16 protein-coding genes and 1 tRNA gene are annotated in these 17,042 nt (G+C 29.3%); 3 read left to right on the top strand and 14 right to left on the bottom strand.

All coding sequences use genetic code 11. From position 1 onward, the window contains the following. Positions 1–11: 11 nt before the first annotated feature. From dxs to ABXT39_RS01050, 3 genes are read right to left on the bottom strand one after another with little or no spacing between them, the layout of a single operon-like run. Positions 12–1,925, bottom strand: a complete 1,914-nt coding sequence (gene dxs, locus ABXT39_RS01060; protein WP_415295914.1) for a 1-deoxy-D-xylulose-5-phosphate synthase — start codon at positions 1,923–1,925, stop codon at positions 12–14. Continuing rightward, positions 1,925–2,797 (bottom strand): polyprenyl synthetase family protein, encoded by an 873-nt coding sequence (locus ABXT39_RS01055; RefSeq protein ID WP_415295347.1) that lies wholly within the window; start codon positions 2,795–2,797, stop codon positions 1,925–1,927. Before ABXT39_RS01055 ends, dxs begins: the two co-directional genes overlap by 1 nt. Continuing rightward, positions 2,787–3,032, bottom strand: a complete 246-nt coding sequence (locus ABXT39_RS01050) for an exonuclease VII small subunit (RefSeq protein ID WP_415295346.1) — start codon at positions 3,030–3,032, stop codon at positions 2,787–2,789. The genes ABXT39_RS01055 and ABXT39_RS01050 overlap by 11 nt, the downstream gene beginning before the upstream one ends. Before the next feature lie 20 nt (positions 3,033–3,052). On the opposite strand from ABXT39_RS01050, the gene ABXT39_RS01045 reads away from it, so the two are divergent. Continuing rightward, a complete protein-coding gene (locus ABXT39_RS01045) occupies positions 3,053–3,985 on the top strand; it encodes an L-threonylcarbamoyladenylate synthase (RefSeq protein ID WP_415295344.1) in 933 nt (310 codons plus the stop codon). A gap of 74 nt (positions 3,986–4,059) precedes the next feature. Here the strand turns inward: ABXT39_RS01045 and ABXT39_RS01040 are convergent, their stop codons facing one another. The 3 genes from ABXT39_RS01040 to ABXT39_RS01030 form a co-directional block, all read right to left on the bottom strand. Then, positions 4,060–5,355: a hypothetical protein gene (locus ABXT39_RS01040; protein ID WP_415295342.1), complete on the bottom strand. Its 1,296-nt coding sequence runs from the start codon at positions 5,353–5,355 to the stop codon at positions 4,060–4,062. Continuing rightward, positions 5,342–5,761, bottom strand: a complete 420-nt coding sequence (locus ABXT39_RS01035) for a hypothetical protein (protein WP_415295341.1) — start codon at positions 5,759–5,761, stop codon at positions 5,342–5,344. Before ABXT39_RS01035 ends, ABXT39_RS01040 begins: the two co-directional genes overlap by 14 nt. Positions 5,762–6,008: 247 nt before the next feature. After that, a tRNA-Arg gene (locus ABXT39_RS01030) sits at positions 6,009–6,085 on the bottom strand. Between the two features lie 23 nt (positions 6,086–6,108). On the opposite strand from ABXT39_RS01030, the gene ABXT39_RS01025 reads away from it, so the two are divergent. Then, on the top strand, positions 6,109–7,089 hold the full coding sequence (locus ABXT39_RS01025) for an RluA family pseudouridine synthase (protein WP_415295339.1): 981 nt from the start codon (positions 6,109–6,111) through the stop codon (positions 7,087–7,089). Between the two features lie 54 nt (positions 7,090–7,143). Next, complete coding sequence (gene rpoH, locus ABXT39_RS01020; protein WP_415295337.1) at positions 7,144–8,025, top strand: RNA polymerase sigma factor RpoH; 882 nt, start codon at positions 7,144–7,146, stop codon at positions 8,023–8,025. On the opposite strand, the gene ABXT39_RS01015 is transcribed toward rpoH, so the two are convergent. From ABXT39_RS01015 to pal, 8 genes are all read right to left on the bottom strand, one after another. Then, positions 8,022–9,314, bottom strand: a complete 1,293-nt coding sequence (locus ABXT39_RS01015) for an adenylosuccinate synthase (RefSeq protein ID WP_415295335.1) — start codon at positions 9,312–9,314, stop codon at positions 8,022–8,024. The two genes, rpoH and ABXT39_RS01015, sit on opposite strands and share 4 nt — an antisense overlap. Continuing rightward, the gene (gene thiD / locus ABXT39_RS01010; RefSeq protein ID WP_415295333.1) at positions 9,314–10,126 is read right to left on the bottom strand and encodes a bifunctional hydroxymethylpyrimidine kinase/phosphomethylpyrimidine kinase; all 813 of its coding nucleotides are present in this window, start codon (positions 10,124–10,126) and stop codon (positions 9,314–9,316) included. Before thiD ends, ABXT39_RS01015 begins: the two co-directional genes overlap by 1 nt. A 1-nt stretch (position 10,127) precedes the next feature. After that, on the bottom strand, positions 10,128–11,459 hold the full coding sequence (gene glmM / locus ABXT39_RS01005) for a phosphoglucosamine mutase (protein WP_415295331.1): 1,332 nt from the start codon (positions 11,457–11,459) through the stop codon (positions 10,128–10,130). Continuing rightward, on the bottom strand, positions 11,459–12,235 hold the full coding sequence (folP, locus tag ABXT39_RS01000; RefSeq protein ID WP_415295330.1) for a dihydropteroate synthase: 777 nt from the start codon (positions 12,233–12,235) through the stop codon (positions 11,459–11,461). The genes glmM and folP overlap by 1 nt, the downstream gene beginning before the upstream one ends. A 283-nt stretch (positions 12,236–12,518) precedes the next feature. Then, positions 12,519–14,405 carry an ATP-dependent zinc metalloprotease FtsH gene (ftsH, locus tag ABXT39_RS00995; protein WP_415295913.1) on the bottom strand — a complete coding sequence of 629 codons (1,887 nt, stop codon included), beginning with the start codon at positions 14,403–14,405 and terminating at the stop codon, positions 12,519–12,521. Between the two features lie 51 nt (positions 14,406–14,456). Continuing rightward, entirely contained in the window at positions 14,457–15,512 is a 1,056-nt protein-coding gene (gene tilS, locus ABXT39_RS00990) for a tRNA lysidine(34) synthetase TilS (protein WP_415295329.1), read from the bottom strand. Next, a complete protein-coding gene (ybgF, locus tag ABXT39_RS00985; protein ID WP_415295328.1) occupies positions 15,472–16,446 on the bottom strand; it encodes a tol-pal system protein YbgF in 975 nt (324 codons plus the stop codon). Before ybgF ends, tilS begins: the two co-directional genes overlap by 41 nt. An 87-nt stretch (positions 16,447–16,533) precedes the next feature. Next, positions 16,534–17,016, bottom strand: coding sequence for a peptidoglycan-associated lipoprotein Pal (pal, locus tag ABXT39_RS00980; protein ID WP_415295326.1), 483 nt, complete (start codon positions 17,014–17,016; stop codon positions 16,534–16,536). Positions 17,017–17,042 lie beyond the last annotated feature (26 nt).

Raw genomic sequence — 17,042 nt, 5'->3', positions numbered from 1 at the left:
TTTCTTTAAATTTAATTTTTAACTACTTTTATTGACTCTTTTGTAGATAAAATATCTAGTATTTTTTTTGATATTTGAGATGCATTAAGACCAGCAACATCATACATTTTTTTTGGACTATCTTGTTCAATAAAAATATCAGGCAGTATCATGGTTCTAAATTTTAAACCTTTATCAAATATACCTTTTTCTGATAATAGATTTTCTACATGAGAGCCAAAACCTCCAATAGAACCCTCTTCTACAGTAATCATTACCTCATGTTCTCTCGCACACTTTAAAATAAGCTCTTGATCTAAAGGTTTAGCAAACCGTGCGTCAACTATCGTTGATTCAATTCCTTTATTTTTTAATTCTGCAGCTGCGATTTTGCATTCTTCCAATCTAGTTCCTATACTTAAAATACAAACCTGTTTTCCTTCTTGAATAATCCTTCCTTTTCCTATTTTTATTTTTTCATCTATAGATGGTAATTCCGTTCCAATGCCATTGCCTCTTGGGTATCTAATAGCGCAAGGTTTGTTGTTAATAATCATAGATGTATTTATCATTTTAACTAATTCTGACTCATCGCTTGGTGCCATTACTATAAAATTAGGGAGTGTAGAAAGATAAGTAATATCAAATGAACCAGCGTGAGTTGATCCATCAGCACCTACCAAGCCTGCTCTATCTATTATAAATCTCACAGGTAAACTTTGGATAGCGACATCATGAACTACTTGATCATAAGCTCTTTGTAAAAAAGTCGAATAAATTGCAACATATGGTTTATAACCTTCTGTTGCTAGTCCTGCGGCAAAAGTCACTCCATGCTGTTCAGCAATTCCAACATCAAACATTCTTTTTGGAAAATCTTTAGCAAAAATATCCATACCTGTTCCTCCTGGCATAGCAGCAGTAACTCCTACGACTTTACTGTCTCTTTCTGCATGTTTAACTAAGGTATTTGCAAAAACTTTTGTATAAGCTGGAAGGTTTGTTCCACTTTTCACCTGTTCACCAGTTACAACATTAAATTTTGAAACACCATGATAATGATCAAAAGCTTTTTCAGCATAAGAATAGCCTTTACCTTTTTTAGTTTTTACATGAATCATTATTGGGCCTTGATGTTTTGAGTCTCTTGCATTTTTTAGAATTGGTATGAGTGTGGACAAATCATGTCCATCTATTGGACCAACATAATAAAAACCTAAAGAATTAAAAAGAGTACCACCAGTTACAGCTGATCTTAAAAAATCCTCAGCTTTTCCAGCTTTTGCACTAAATCTTTTGGAAAAAGCAGAAGCTATTAATTTAAAAGTTTCTCTTAAACTAAAATAAATTTTTCCTGTTAGAAGTTTAGCTAAATAGGTTCTCATAGCACCTACTGGTTTTGCAATCGACATATCGTTGTCATTTAAGATAACAATCATTTTAGTTTTTGAAGCACCTGCGTTATTCATTGCCTCATATGCCATACCTGCACTAATTGCACCATCTCCTATGACTGCAATTATATTGTTTAATTTGTTAGATAATTTGCTTGCTTCGGCCATACCTAGAGCAGATGATATTGATGTTGAGCTATGTGCTGCACCAAATGGATCATACTCACTCTCAGATCTTTTTGTAAAACCAGACAATCCATTACCTTGTCTCAAAGTTTTAATTTTTGACTTTCTTCCAGTCAAAATTTTATGTGGATAAGTTTGATGACCCACATCCCAAATCAGCCTATCATTTGGAGTGTCAAATACGTAATGCAAGGCAACAGTTAGCTCAACAACCCCAAGACCTGCACCTAAATGTCCTCCCGTTTCAGATACCGCATCAAGCATCTCTTTTCTAACCTCATTAGAAACCTCTTGAAGATCATTCTCAGATAATTTTCTTAAATCAGAAGGAAAATTAATATCTTTTAAAAATTTGTAGTCTTGCATCATTTATTTCTTTTTAGAATGTAGTCTAAGGTTTCATTTAAACTATTAGTGTTTGAACAATATTTATTTAAATCTTTAATTATTTTAGACTTAATTTTGTCAGCATATTTAATAGCATTTTGATATCCTAGTAAACTGATTAAAGTAGCTTTACCTTTTTTATTGTCTTTGCCTGTTATTTTACCAGCAATGGCTGTAGAACCTTTAAAATCTATTAAATCGTCAGCAATTTGAAATAAAAGTCCAATATTGGACCCTATATTTTCAAAAAACTTTATTTGTTTATTATTTTTTCTCTTAATAATAACTGGAACAGCACAACAAAAGCTAAAAAGCTTACCAGTTTTTTTTATTTCCATCTCTATAATTTTACTTTTAGAAACTTTTTTTTTTTCAAAACTAAGATCTAAATACTGTCCACCAGCTATTCCTAAATGTCCAGAAGACTTAGATAGTTTTTTTACTAGATCTACTTTTATTTTTTCATTTATCTTTAAGTTCGAACTAACCAAGATTTCAAAAGCCATTGTTAAAAGTGAGTTTCCCGCAAGTACCGCTGTTGATTCTCCAAATTTAATGTGTGTAGAAATTTTTCCTCTTCGTATTTTATCATCATCCATACAAGGTAAATCATCATGTATTAATGAATAAGCGTGAATGCACTCAACTGCAGCACCAATAGAAATTAATGTTTTATAATTAATTTTAAATATAGCTCCTATATCAATTAAAATTTTTGATCTAATTTTTTTTCCACCTGGAAATAAGCCATACTCCATGGCTGCAACTAATTCTGTTCTTTTTTGTCCTTTAATAAATCGCTTTAAAAATAAGTTTGTATCTTTTGCTATTCTAGCAAGTTTATTTTGCATTTTTTTTTGAACTTATATTGTTAATTTTTTTTTTTGTTTCTTCATTGATCATTTTTGAAGTTTTATGGAATTTTTTTTCAATAGTATTATTTAATTTTAATAACTGCTGGTATGAATCAATTGAATTCTGTAAGTCTTTTTCTGACTCTAAAGCTTCAATAATATTATTTGCTTCTTTTGTTAGCTCCTCAAGAGACTGTGTGTTATTATCAGGTGGTAAATTTTTATCTTTCATATAATAATAATTATTAATACATGAAATCCAATCAATCAAATATCAAAAAAGCAAAAAAATACCTTAATAAAAATTACTGTATTGGCATACCTACTGAAACGGTTTATGGTCTAGCAGCTAATGCATACAAGAATTCAGCAGTAAAAAAGATTTTTAATTTAAAAAAAAGACCAAAAAATAACCCTTTAATCGTACATTATCATGATATCGATTCTCTTAAAAAAGATTGCCTAATAAATGATAATTTTACTAAACTTTATAAAAAATTCTCTCCTGGCCCAATAACATACATATTACAATTAAGGAAAGATTCTAAGATTTCTAAATATGTTACCAATAATAAGAACAGTTTAGCAGTAAGATTTCCAAAACACACAATATTTAAAAATTTACTAAAACAGTTAGATTATCCATTAGCTGCGCCCAGTGCTAATATCACAACAAAAGTAAGCGCTGTTAAAGCAAAAGATGTTAAAGAAGAATTTGGTAATAAAATTAAATATATTTTAGACGGAGGTGCATGCGCTATTGGAATAGAATCTACAATAGTTAACCTTATAGGCAGACCATCTATACTGAGATTAGGTGGTTTAGATGTTTCTAAAATTCAAAAAAGTTTAGGGTTTAAAGTAAGTATTAAAATAAATAGCAAAAAAAAAATTACACCAGGTCAATCACGCCTACATTATTCTCCGGGAATTCCATTGGAAATGAACGTAACAAATCCAAAAAAAAACCAAGCCTACGTTCTAATCAAAAAAAGAAAATTGCAATTAAGTAACTATTATTACTTAAGTAAAAATAATAATTTGAGAGAGACTGCAAAAAATTTATATTCTTGCTTAAGAACTATTAAAAATAAAGGCTATAAATCAATAGCTGTAGAAAAAATTCCAGACAAAGGATTGGGTAAAGCTATAAATGACAGATTAAATAGAGCATCAAAATTTTAAATATCTTGTTTATTGTGAAATTAACTTATTTAACTCTATAATTATACACTAACAATGGATACTGTAAATTGATGTTAAATGTTTAAATCATGTGCGTTAATATACTTCACAACAAATAAAATATATAATGGTGAGGCTGAAAAAATAAGCCTATCCAATCCAGTTTTAAGCATCCAGACAAGTTCTATATTGCTACCAATATATGCAAAAAATATAAACCCATAACTCATTATATAAAAAAAATAAATATAGATATCATGTTTAAAAATTTTTTTAGTAAGCAAAGAAGTAATTAAAAAAAACAAACCCAAAAGAAAAAAGGAATTTTTTAAAAAGCCAAATATAAAAAAAGTTATAATTGTTATTATTCTTTCAAAGCTAAATCTTTGAATTAAAGAAGTAAAAGATAAATCATTCCAACAACAATTATTTATACTAATATCAAAATTATAAATTTTATAAATTAATATCCGTATACCAAATAAGAGAATAATAAATCCTATAAAAGTTATTCTTTTAAGTAGGTCAGTTTTAAGAGAGAAAAGTAAAGTAAAGCTTATTATAAAAGCATAAACTACACCCTCTTGTTTTGTCCATATCAAAGAATTACAAATCATAAGTAAAAAAATAAATTGATAAATAGATATTTTTTTATTATTACCAATCACCTCATAAAAAATTTTTGCTGTAATCGATATTAAGCAGAAAATTAACAAATCTTGGCTTCCAGAAAAGTAAATATATTTGTATGAAAGCAAAATCAGAATAGTAAAAAAAATTATTTTAAAATTATTAGATAATTTTAGCGTCTCCGTTAAACTTGCTAAAGAAACACAATATAAGAAAGCATAAATTAATCTGCCTGTATATTCCTGGGAGAAAAAACTAATTTTCCAAAAGAGTGCCCATAGTAAACTTCCAAAGAATGGATACTGCGGTTCTGGAGCGCTTGATAGACTATCTATAGTTTCGTTATTATAAAAGTTTAAAACTTTAGGAAACCAAAATTTTTGTGCGTCCCAATCTAAAGTTAGTGAATAGGAGATATCTAAAAAAATAAACAAACAAATTACTAAAATAAAAGAATAATAATAATTTTCTTTAATTGCAGACAACTTAATCTTAGTAAAATCTTTAAATTGAAAAAAAAAACAAACTAACAAATAAGCAAAATATACTATTAATATAATTTTAAGAGGTACATTCAAAAAAGACATAAATAGTATTATGTTGCTTTGAATAATTATGTTGAAAGAAAGCTGATCTATATAAGTAAAGTTGTTATCTAATTTTGAAATTGAGATTGGTAAATTAATTGAAAAAAAAATTATAAAAACTAAAAATAGATAAAAAATATTAACTATTTCCATTTTTTCTCTCTAAATATAGGCATTGATTATTATAATTATCAATTACAATAAAATTTTTTATTAAACTGATTTTTGATTGATCATAATTAAGTAAAATTAATTTATTTTTATTAATTTTTCCATGTAAATTATAAAATATCCAATATGGCAATTTTTTGCTTTTGCTTCCTAAATTAATAATTTCTGGTGAGATTTTATCTTTATATTTTTCTTTAATATAATGAACATATCCGTGGGATTCTTTGTAACAGAATCCTGAAAACTGATTTTTTTCGTAAGATTCGATGAACCTTCGATCGTAATCTCTTGTTAAAACAACATAACCTTTCCTAAATAAATCAAAATTTTTTATTAAAATTAAAGAAAGACCTAATAATATAAATACTTTAAAAACATTATTTTTCATTGTAACTATGTATTTTAATATTGCTTAATATATAACTTATTAACATATTTTATTAATATTATTTATTATAAGTATAACTAAACTTAATCTATTTAGTTTGCCATATAATTTTGATCTAACTAAAATTTAATAAAAAAGATGGTTATGATGGATGTTTATTTGATAACAAAAAATTATTACAAATTGTTCCTAAAAAAACTAATAATAAAATTATTATACTTTAAAACACAATTAAATTTGTCTTTTTTGGTGCGCCTGCTAGGAGTCGAACCTAGAACCTCCTGATTCGAAGTCAGGCACTCTATCCAGTTGAGCTACAAGCGCATATAGTATTAATATTACATTTTATGGAAAAAAACATTAACTTTAAAGTCAACGTAGATGAAAATAATCTTAGACTCGATGTGTTCGTCAATAAAAGAGAAAAATTACTTAGTAGAACTAGAGTTAAAAATTTAATTCTGAGAGAAAAATTAAAATTAAATGACCTAATCATTCATAGTCCTTCAAAAAAAGTTTCTACTGGTGATAAAATAAACCTTCAGATTCCAGAACCAAAAGAAGCATCTTTAAAACCTTATGATTTTAAATTAAACATTGCTTATGAAGATGATGATTTATTAATAATTGATAAACCTGCTGGCATAATTATGCACCCAGGTGCAGGAAATTATGATGAAACAATTGTTAACGCCTTAATGCATTATAACAAAGACTCGTTATCAACAATAGGTGATGAGTTAAGACCAGGTATAGTTCATAGGATTGACAAAGATACATCAGGATTAATAGTTATTGCTAAAAATAATGAGACACACGAAAATTTATCACATCAATTTAGTGAGCATACTATTACAAGGGTTTATCAACTTTTAATTTGGGGGAAACTTAGACCTTCATCTGGACAAATCGATACGTTTATAACTAGAAGCTCAAAAAATAGACAGATGATGGAAGTTAGTAGTTCTAAAGGCAAAAGAGCAATTACTAATTACCAAACAATTGAGGTTTTTGAAAATGATAAAACACCCACATTAAGCTTAGTCGAATGTAGATTGGAAACTGGAAGAACACATCAAATTAGAGTTCACATGACACATATGGGTAATAGTATTATGGGTGATGGCAAATATAAAAAAAAATATAAAAAACTTAAAAATATTGATACTAGTTTAGAAAATCTAATTTATAAATTAAATAGACAATTTCTGCATGCACAAACATTGGGGTTTATTCACCCCAGAACTAATAAAGAGATGATTTTTAACTCAATTTTGCCACAAGAACTTGAAAATATTTTAATATTACTTAGAAATACTGGCAAATAAAACCTTGAAATAATACTATAGTTAATTAAATAAATATAACTTATGAGCACTACAATGAATAGTAATCTTCCAGCACTTTCTAATGAAGGTGGTCTGACTGCGTATCTTGAGCAGATCAAAAAATTTCCTATGTTGGCAGCAGAAGAGGAATATATGCTAGCAAAAAATTGGAAGGCAACAGGTAATGTTAAAGCTGCAGAAAAACTTGTTACTAGCCACCTTAGACTCGTTGCAAAAATTGCGATGGGTTATAGAGGATATGGTCTTCCAGTAAACGAAATGATTTCAGAAGGAAATGTAGGGTTAATGCAAGCTGTTAAAAAATTTGAACCTGAGAAAGGATTTAGATTGGCAACCTATGCAATGTGGTGGATTAGAGCTTCTATCCAAGAATACATTCTAAGATCTTGGAGTTTGGTAAAAATAGGAACAACAACTGCACAAAAAAAATTATTTTTTAATTTAAAGAAAATTAAAAATCAAATCGCTCCTCAGTCTGAAGGTGACTTAAGACCTGAACATGTAGATAAAATTGCCAACAAATTAGATGTTAGAAAAGATGAAGTCATTTCAATGAACAGAAGACTTTCAGGTAAAGAGTTTTCTTTAAATGCTCAAGTTGGAGAGGATGGTGATGAATGGCAAGACTGGTTGGTAGATAAAGAACTAGACCATGATCTTAAATTTGCACATCAAGAAGAAATGGGTCAAAGACAAAGCTTACTTAAAGATTCTTTAAAAATTCTCAATGAGAGAGAAAGAGAGATTTTATACTCTAGAAGATTAAATGATGAGCCTACAACACTTGAAGATCTAAGCAAAAAATACGAAATTAGCAGAGAGAGAGTTAGACAAATTGAAAACAAAGCATTTGAAAAGCTTCAAAAACACATGTTGCTATCTGCTAAATCTAAAAACTTACTTCCAGTAAACTAAACTTCAAAAGGATTCTCTAAAAGAATTGTATCTTCTCGTTCAGGGCTTGTTGAAATACTTGAAACTTTTGTCCCAATAAAATCTTCTAATGCGTAGATATAATTTTTGGCATTTTCTGGTAAGGCTTCAATATTTTTTATTCCTTGGGTAGAACTTTTCCAGCCAGGGAAAGTTTTATAAATGGGTTTAATCTTTATCTGATCCTCAACAGCAGCTGGTAGGTAATCCATTTTCTTTCCATCAAGTTCATATTCAACACACATTTTAATTTCATCAAATTCATCTAACACATCTAATTTAGTTAACGCTATTCCATCTATGCCTGAAATTTTAATTGTTTGTCTAACCAAAACACCATCAAACCAACCACATCTTCTTTTTCTACTAGTGACAGTACCAAATTCTTTTCCTCTAGAACCAAGCAATTCTCCAATATCATCTGTTAACTCAGTTGGAAAAGGTCCTTCACCAACTCTGGTAGTATAGGCTTTTGTTATTCCAAGAACATAATGAATGGAGTTAGGACCACAACCCGTTCCTGTAGCAGCAGCAGATGCAACAGTATTGGATGAGGTTACAAAAGGGTACGTTCCATGATCTACATCAAGTAGTATTCCTTGCGCACCTTCAAATAATATTCTTTTTTTTTGTTTTTTGAATTCATCAATTCTAAGCCAAACAGGTTGAGAAAACTTTAATATTTCTGGAGCAATCTTTAAAAGTTCTTCTTTAAGTTTATCTTTTTCAAAAATTTTTTTACCCAACCCTTTTCTAATTGCATTATGATGAAGAAGTACTGTTTCTAACCTGTGGTCTAGATTGGTCTCAGATCTTAAATCCATAACACGGATTGATCTTCTTCCCACTTTATCTTCATAGGCTGGTCCAATTCCTCTTCTTGTTGTTCCAATTTTTCCTTTTCCAGCAGCATCTTCTCTTATTTCATCCATCTCTCTATGAAATGGCAAAATAAGATTTGCAGATTCTGAAATTATAAAATTATCTACATTAACCTCAACACCCTTAGATTTAATTTCCTCTATTTCTTCTAATAGTGCCCAAGGATCAACAACGACTCCATTTCCTATAATAGAAATTTTATTTTTTCTTACAATTCCAGAAGGAAGTAGTCTTAGTTTATAAGTTATTCCATCTATTACTAATGTGTGTCCAGCATTGTGTCCTCCTTGAAAACGGATAACAACATCTGCTTGGTCTGATAGCCAGTCAACTATTTTACCTTTTCCTTCATCGCCCCATTGAGATCCAACAACTACAACATTTTTCATTATCTAAATTTTTTTTCTACTGTTACTGAACTTAAATGGTTGATAGGTCCATGACCTTTACCAAATTTAAGGTTTGAATTTATTGAATTGTGTACATACATAGTTGCGAGCTCACAAGATCTCTTTAAGGTTTTTCCACATGAAAAGAATGTAGAAATAGCAGAAGAAAGGGTGCAACCTGTGCCATGTGTATTCCTGGTTGTAATTCTTTTATTTTTTATAATGAAAATTTCATTTTTATTAACAAAAATATCTTGGACAATTTTAGATTCTAAATGACCACCTTTTATAAAAACATTTTTTGCTCCTAATTTAATTAATATACTGGCAGCATAAATCATATCTTCTTTTGTTCTTATTTTAGTTTTAGTTAATATTTCAGCCTCTGGAATATTAGGTGTTATTAAACTAACTTTTTTAATTAGTTCATTTTTTAATAATTGAACTGCTTTATCATCAATAAGTTTTGCACCACCTTTAGCAACCATAACAGGATCTAAAATTATCTTTTTAACTTTAATAAGATTTAATGAATAAATTACTGATTTTATTACTTTTGTAGAATGTAACATTCCAATTTTTACAGCATCAGGTTTAATGTCTTTTGAGGTAAATTCTATTTGATTTGAAATTTCTTTTGGATCAATTGGTACTATTGATTTCACACCTGTTGTATTTTGGATTGTGACAGCTGTTATTGCTGTCATTGCATACGAACCTAAAGCAGTGATAGTTTTAATATCAGCTTGAATACCAGCACCACCAGATGAATCTGATCCAGCAATAACTAATATTTTAGATTTTGGTTTCAATTTATTTAATTTTTTTTAATACAATTTTCAAACATTTTTGAATCAATCTACTATTATCACTCTCTCCCATTACTCTGATTTTAGATTCAGTCCCTGAGCTTCTAACTAATATTCTACCCTGTCCTTTAATTAATTTTTTTGCTAATTTTATAGAATTCTTAATATTGATATTTTTAATTATATTTCTGTCTTGAACGTTAATATTTTTCAATATTTGTGGAGTTTTCTTAAAGATATTAAAAAAACTACTAGCTTTTTTTCCTTTTCTTAATGAAAATAAAACTTCTAAAGCAACTAGCAAGCCATCTCCCGTAGTTGCAAATTTACCTAGAATAATATGTCCAGATTGCTCACCACCTAAATTAAAATTATTTTTTTGCATTTTTTCTTTTACAAAACGATCTCCCACATCTGATCTTAAAAATTTTATATTATTTAGTTTAAAAAATTTTTCTAATCCATGGTTAGACATTAAGGTGCCAACTACTCCTCCTCGTAACATTTTTTTTCTTTTCCATCTAATTGCTATTGCAGCAATTATTTGATCTCCATCAATTATAATGCCTTTTTCATCACACATAATAATTCTATCAGCATCTCCATCAAGAGAGATTCCTATGTGCGCTTTATATTTTTTTACTGCAAATTTAATTTTATTTGGAAACGTAGAGCCACAATTTTTATTAATATTAAGCCCATTAGGATTTATCCCAATTGAAAATACTTTGGCACCTAAAGATTTTAGTAATTCAGGTCCAGCTTTGTATCCAGCACCATTTGCGCAATCAATAACTACTCTTAAACCCCTAAGATTAAAATCTTTTGGAAAATTTTTTTTTAAAATTTTTATATAATCTTTATTTCCAGTTTCTAACCTTTTAACCCGACCTAATTTCTTTGGTTGTGATAAAGATTTTTCAATCTTTTGATCAATTAAAGTTTCAATTTTATTTTCAATTTTATTTGACAGTTTTAACCCATCAGGTCCAAATAACTTTAACCCATTGTCATGATATGGATTATGTGATGCTGTAATCATAATTCCCATGTTTGCTTTCATTAGTTTTGTTAACATCGCTAAACCATTGGTTGGGAGTGGGCCTAATGTATAAACGTGCATGCCAGCAGATGTAAGTCCTGATACTAGCGCAGGTTCTAAGCTATACCCTGATAGTCTCGTATCTTTGGCAATTATTGCTATTTGTTTCTTTTTTTTTTGAGTTTTAAAGTAAGTCCCTGTTGCAAGACCAAATTTAAAAAACATTTCTCCATTAATATATTTACTATTAACAGCACCTCTTACTCCATCTGTTCCAAAATATTTTTTTACCATCAGTTTTTTATTAATTCCTTAAATACCTTTATACTTTGTGTTAATTCATTCACATCATGAATTCTTAGAACTTGAACTCCTTGCATTATTGCATACAGGGAAGAGGCTACTGTTCCACCTAACCTCTTCTTGCTATCATTTTTTCCAGATAAATCCTTAATAAATTTTTTTCTAGAAAGTCCAAGTAATATAGGAAAACCGAGAGTATGAAAAATAGAAACACCCCTAATTAAATTCATATTATGTTTCAAATTTTTTCCAAAGCCAATACCTGGATCGATCATGATATTATTATGTTTTATACCTATGGATATTAAAAATTTAATCTTTTGTTCAAAGAAATCATAAATATCTAATAATTCATTTTCATATTTAGGATTTTTTTGCATTTTTTCTGGTGTACCTTGTGAATGTTGAATTACAAATGGAGTTCTACTTTTTTTCAATACCTCAACTGTTTTAGAGTCATAACTTAGCCCCGACACATCATTTATAAGCTTAACTCCTAACTGAATCCCCTTGTTCATGATTTCTGATTTTCTTGTATCTAATGATAGTGGAATTTTTTTATTAACATCTTTTAATATTTCTTTTATTCTATCCCATTCTTCTTTTTTACTTACAGGTTTAGATCCAGGTCTTGTTGACTCTCCACCAACATCAATAATGTCCGCTCCAGATTTAAATAAATTCTTTGCATGAGATATTCCTTTTTTCTTTTTATTAAATTTGCCCCCATCAGAAAAACTATCTGGTGTTAAATTTAATATACCCATTATATTAGGAATTTTATTAAAATTTAAACTTGAAAAATTTTTATTTTTTTTAACAATAGTCTTAAGATCTTTATTAATTTTTTCTTTCAGTAATTTAGGTAATTTTTTTATATCCTTAAGATCAATTTTTTTGATAGAAGTTCGTGTAAGAATTTCAATTTGTCCAAAGGAAATTTTCTTATTACCATTTAATGGGAGATTTTTTTTTTTTTCTAACTAATTCAATCGAAAATTTACCGTAAGCAAAATTACACGCTCTTGTGTAACATTTTTTCATTTAGTTTTAATGAACTATTTTTGGCTTAAGACCCATTGAGCTTAAAGCTGAGCCTTTATCTTCATCTTCAACTTTTAAATCCTCTTTATTGCTTGGATATATATTTTTATTTATCAGGTTTTCTATTTCTTCACCTGATAGTGTTTCATATGTTAAGAGAGCTTTAGCTAATTTATGTAGATCATCAATTTTTTCAGTTAAAACTGTTCTTGCTCTTTCATAACCCTTATCTACAATTTTTCTAATTTCTGAGTCTACTTTTTTTGAAGTTTCTTCAGACATATTTTGAGTTCTAGCAACAGATCTACCTAAAAATACCTCTTCTTCATTCGAACCATAAGCAACAGGTCCCAACTCTTTACTAAGGCCTGCTTGCATTACCATGGCTCTTGCTCTTTGAGTCGCTTGTTCGATATCACTAGATGCACCAGTTGTAACTTTATCTTCACCAAATATGATTTCTTCCGCTACTCTTCCACCCATAGCTATTGCTAATTGAGCATGAAGTTGTTCTCTTGTTTGGGATATCTGATCTCTCTCAGGTAACTGCATAACCATTCCTAAGGCTCGACCTCTTGGAATGATTGTTGCTTTATGAATCGGATGAGCTGCATTCTCGTTAATAGTTACTATTGCATGTCCAGCTTCGTGATAAGCTGTTAATGTTTTTTCTTCTTCAGTCATGACCATGGATCTTCTTTCTGATCCCATCATCACTTTATCTCTAGCTTCTTCAAACTCAGCTAGAGTAACTAGTCTTTTATTTTTTCTTGCAGCAAGTAATGCTGCTTCATTAACTATATTTGCTAAATCTGCACCTGAAAAACCAGGAGTTCCTCTGGCTACTGTTCTTAAATTGACATCCGGGGCCATTTTAATTTTTTTAACATGAACTTTTAATACTTTTTCTCTTCCTATTATATCTGGAAGTCCGACAACTACCTGTCTATCAAATCTACCTGGCCGTAATAATGCTGGGTCTAATACATCGGGTCTATTTGTGGCCGCAATAATTATTACACCTTCATTCGTTTCAAAGCCGTCCATTTCAACTAATAACTGGTTTAAAGTTTGTTCTCTTTCATCGTTACCTCCACCAAGACCAGCACCTCTACTTCTTCCAACAGCATCTATCTCATCTATGAAAATAATGCAGGGTGAATTTTTTTTACCTTGTTCAAACATATCTCTAACTCTTGAGGCTCCAACACCTACAAACATTTCAACAAAATCTGATCCTGATATAGTAAAAAATGGAACTCCAGCTTCTCCAGCTATAGCTCTAGCTAGTAAAGTCTTACCCGTTCCTGGTTGGCCAACTAACAAACATCCTCTAGGTATTTTTCCACCAAGTCTACTAAATTTTTTAGGGTCTTTTAAAAATTGAACAACTTCTTCAACTTCTTCTTTAGCCTCTTCTACTCCAGCAACATCATCAAAGGTAACCTTACCTTTTAATTCGTTCATCAATTTAGCTTTAGATTTACCAAAGCCCATAGCTCCACCTTTGCCGCCTTGCATCTGCCTCATAAAGAAAATCCAAACAGCAATTAATAACAACATTGGAAACCACGATAATAAAACTCCAAACAAAGAAGGCATCTTAGCTTCTAAAGGAGCAGCTGATATACTTACGCCTTTTTCAGATAACTTCTCAATTAAATTTGGATAATTTGGTGAATAAGTAGAAAAAGTATTTCCATTAGCTAGCACTCCTTTAATATTGTTTCCTTGAATATCTACTTTTACAACTCCACCATTATCAACTTCTGATAAAAACTCTGAAAATATAATAGAATTGCCTTTGCCCACATTAGCTTGAGGGTTTTTAAACATATTATAAAGGCCTATTGTTAAAAAAACAATTACTGCCCACATGGCTAAATTCTTCATATTCATACTCATAAGATAATAATTATTATTAATTAAACAAGTGTCAAATTGTTACAAAACTTTAACTTTATTGGTGTTTTCTCTTGATATTAATATGGTCTCATTAATACTTTCAACAAAGCAACCTCCTAAAGTTATTTTTGAAAATGTCTTGAGGGTTATTCGGTTGATCAACTCATTAATACTTTTTCCTCTAACAGGATAATATTTTTTTCCTATTTTTTGAATAACAAGAGTCAAGGATCTAAAAACAACTTCATGAGATTGATCAAAGAAATTATGATTTAAAATACAAGTGTCTTTTATTTTAATATGTACAGAGTTATCCTTTAAATTTTTTTTAACATAAAACTTTATTGATTTGTCTGAGTCTCTTAAATTATCAATGGTTAATTTTAGTTTTTTTAAATCCAATCCCTCTTTTTCAAGAAATTCTAATAGAGTTCTAATTCTTGTTCTTTTATATATCTCATTAGTATTGGATGGATCTTTAATAAAAAACTTAAATACTATTTTAGAAATATTAATTAAATCATTTTTTTCTAAGTTGAGTAATGGTCTTAAAATATTTAGATCTTCATCTTTATATTTTACACTCTTATTAAAAGATACCAGTCCATTTAGCCCACTTCCTCTAACCACTCTAATTAAAAAGTTTTCAAATAAATCATTTGAATGGTGTCCTAATAATAAGTGCTTAATATTATTTTTACTACATTCTTTTGCTAATAAAGAATATCTTGCCTCTCTTGCTAAAGATTGAATATTTCTAGAAGGTTTTTTACCTTTCCAACTTAATACTTTGCATGTGATACCAACTTTTTGTAAAAGTTTTTTTACAGAAGTAGCTTCTTTTGTCGACTCAGGTCTAAGCTTATGATCAACTAAAAAGAATTTAACTGTTATTTTATTTTTTATTGAATAGCATTTAGCCAAGTAAGCTAGCGCCAAACTATCGGGTCCACCTGAAACTGCTACAGCTAAATTTTCTCTAGCATTTAAAGAGGAAGCGAATTCACTATAAACTTTAGAGATTTTTTGATTTTTTAGAAAACTAAGAATTTGTTTATGAGTTTTGTTTTGAACACTCAAACTTTTTTGATTCATATTTTGCTTTTTGAAGCACAGATTGATTTGCTTTAGGATATTGCTCTTCAACTCCTACAATCATTTTACAACCTTGCTCTTTTTCTCCTATTTGAACCATTGATACACCAAGTTTTAATAAATTTATAGGAGCCTTCTCACCTTTTGGATATTTTTGATATCCCTCAAGATAAGCAGTGGCGGCATCTGTATAGAGTTGTCTTATTCTAAACGTTTCAGCATACCAATATTGAGCATTACCTGCTAATTTATGTTCCGAATTTTTTATTACAAATTCTCTAAAGGCTCTTTCGGCAGTGCTATAATCACCTACCTTTAAAAAACTAGTTGCAAATTCATATTGTTTTTCTGGAGAAGTATTTGGGAGTATATTTTTTTCTGACTCAAAGTTTTCTGTCACTATAGATGAGGTAGTTTCTACAGATTGTATTTGTTGAGTGGTTTCTCCATTTTCTGTATCTTTATATGAAATAGATCCTAAGTCTTGAGGCTGTGAAGAGCCTGGTAAAGTTTTGTTTACTTGTTTCCTTGGTACTGAGGTTAATTTTTTTCCTACTTCTCCAGATGACAAAGTGTTTTCAACATCTTGAAACCTAATTTGATTATCTGCTTGAACCTTAGAAAGCCTATTTGATAATTTATCTAACTTGAAGTTGATTTCTTCAAACTTATTAGTAAGTTCTTGAAATTGTTTTTCAACATCAGATAATTTTAAAAGATGTCTTGTTAAGACATCTTCAGAGTTTTCATTTCTGTCCTTTTGACTATTTGAATTAGCTGACCCTGAATAAACAGCTTTTTCTAAAGTTTTTAGATCTTTTTGAATTAACTCTAAGATTTCATTTATATTATGGTTGTCTGCAAAAGTAATATTTGGGAAAAATATAAATAGTAATATTAATTTTAATCGAATTTTTTTTTTATAATTAAACATAATAAACTTAGTAGTAATTATAATGATGGCAAAAAAAAGACCCTATTCACAAATGCGATAGGGTCTTTTATAAATTGTTTAGATTAATTAGTTAGCTTTAACGGTAACTGATCTTCTATTTTTAGACCATGCTAAAGGATTAGATCCTGAATCTACCGGTCTTTCTTTACCATAACTTAATACAGAAATTCTATCTGAAGAAATTCCATAAGTCATTAAATAGTCTTTTGCTGAATTAGCTCTTCTTTCACCTAATGCTAAGTTGTACTCTCTTGTACCTCTTTCATCAGCATGACCTTCTAAGACAACATTAATATCTGAATTTTTTCTTAACCATGTGGCTTGTTTTCTTAAAGTTTCTCTTGAAGCTGTTGTAAGTACAGTTTCATTTGTTGCAAAGAAAACTCTATCTGGAACACCAGATGCTAAATATTCAACAGAATCTGTTCCTGTGTAAACATCACCTTGAAGCTGTCCTGTTGTTGTTGTTTTTTTTGTTGCACAAGCACTTAATACTAAACTTGCTAATATAATTAGAAATGTATTTTTTAAAATCTTGCTTAAGTTCATTTTTGCTCCTTAATTCTTGATTTAAT

The sequence above is a fragment of the Candidatus Pelagibacter sp. Uisw_113 genome, assembly GCF_047717815.1.
GTDB lineage: Bacteria > Pseudomonadota > Alphaproteobacteria > Pelagibacterales > Pelagibacteraceae > Pelagibacter.
The sequence above is the reverse complement of the archived record's forward strand: the minus strand, read 5'-3'. Positions and strand labels throughout refer to the sequence as shown.

Coding starts and splice junctions, on each gene's coding strand:
- pal (WP_415295326.1), bottom strand. CDS start 17,016: ATGAACTTAAGCAAGATTTTAAAAAATACATTTCTAATTATATTAGCA.
- tilS (WP_415295329.1), bottom strand. CDS start 15,512: ATGAATCAAAAAAGTTTGAGTGTTCAAAACAAAACTCATAAACAAATT.
- ABXT39_RS01025 (WP_415295339.1), top strand. CDS start 6,109: ATGGAAAAAAACATTAACTTTAAAGTCAACGTAGATGAAAATAATCTT.
- ABXT39_RS01035 (WP_415295341.1), bottom strand. CDS start 5,761: ATGAAAAATAATGTTTTTAAAGTATTTATATTATTAGGTCTTTCTTTA.
- rpoH (WP_415295337.1), top strand. CDS start 7,144: ATGAATAGTAATCTTCCAGCACTTTCTAATGAAGGTGGTCTGACTGCG.
- ftsH (WP_415295913.1), bottom strand. CDS start 14,405: ATGAAGAATTTAGCCATGTGGGCAGTAATTGTTTTTTTAACAATAGGC.
- ybgF (WP_415295328.1), bottom strand. CDS start 16,446: ATGTTTAATTATAAAAAAAAAATTCGATTAAAATTAATATTACTATTT.
- ABXT39_RS01045 (WP_415295344.1), top strand. CDS start 3,053: ATGAAATCCAATCAATCAAATATCAAAAAAGCAAAAAAATACCTTAAT.
- glmM (WP_415295331.1), bottom strand. CDS start 11,459: ATGGTAAAAAAATATTTTGGAACAGATGGAGTAAGAGGTGCTGTTAAT.
- dxs (WP_415295914.1), bottom strand. CDS start 1,925: ATGCAAGACTACAAATTTTTAAAAGATATTAATTTTCCTTCTGATTTA.
- ABXT39_RS01040 (WP_415295342.1), bottom strand. CDS start 5,355: ATGGAAATAGTTAATATTTTTTATCTATTTTTAGTTTTTATAATTTTT.
- ABXT39_RS01050 (WP_415295346.1), bottom strand. CDS start 3,032: ATGAAAGATAAAAATTTACCACCTGATAATAACACACAGTCTCTTGAG.
- ABXT39_RS01015 (WP_415295335.1), bottom strand. CDS start 9,314: ATGAAAAATGTTGTAGTTGTTGGATCTCAATGGGGCGATGAAGGAAAA.
- ABXT39_RS01055 (WP_415295347.1), bottom strand. CDS start 2,797: ATGCAAAATAAACTTGCTAGAATAGCAAAAGATACAAACTTATTTTTA.
- folP (WP_415295330.1), bottom strand. CDS start 12,235: ATGGGTATATTAAATTTAACACCAGATAGTTTTTCTGATGGGGGCAAA.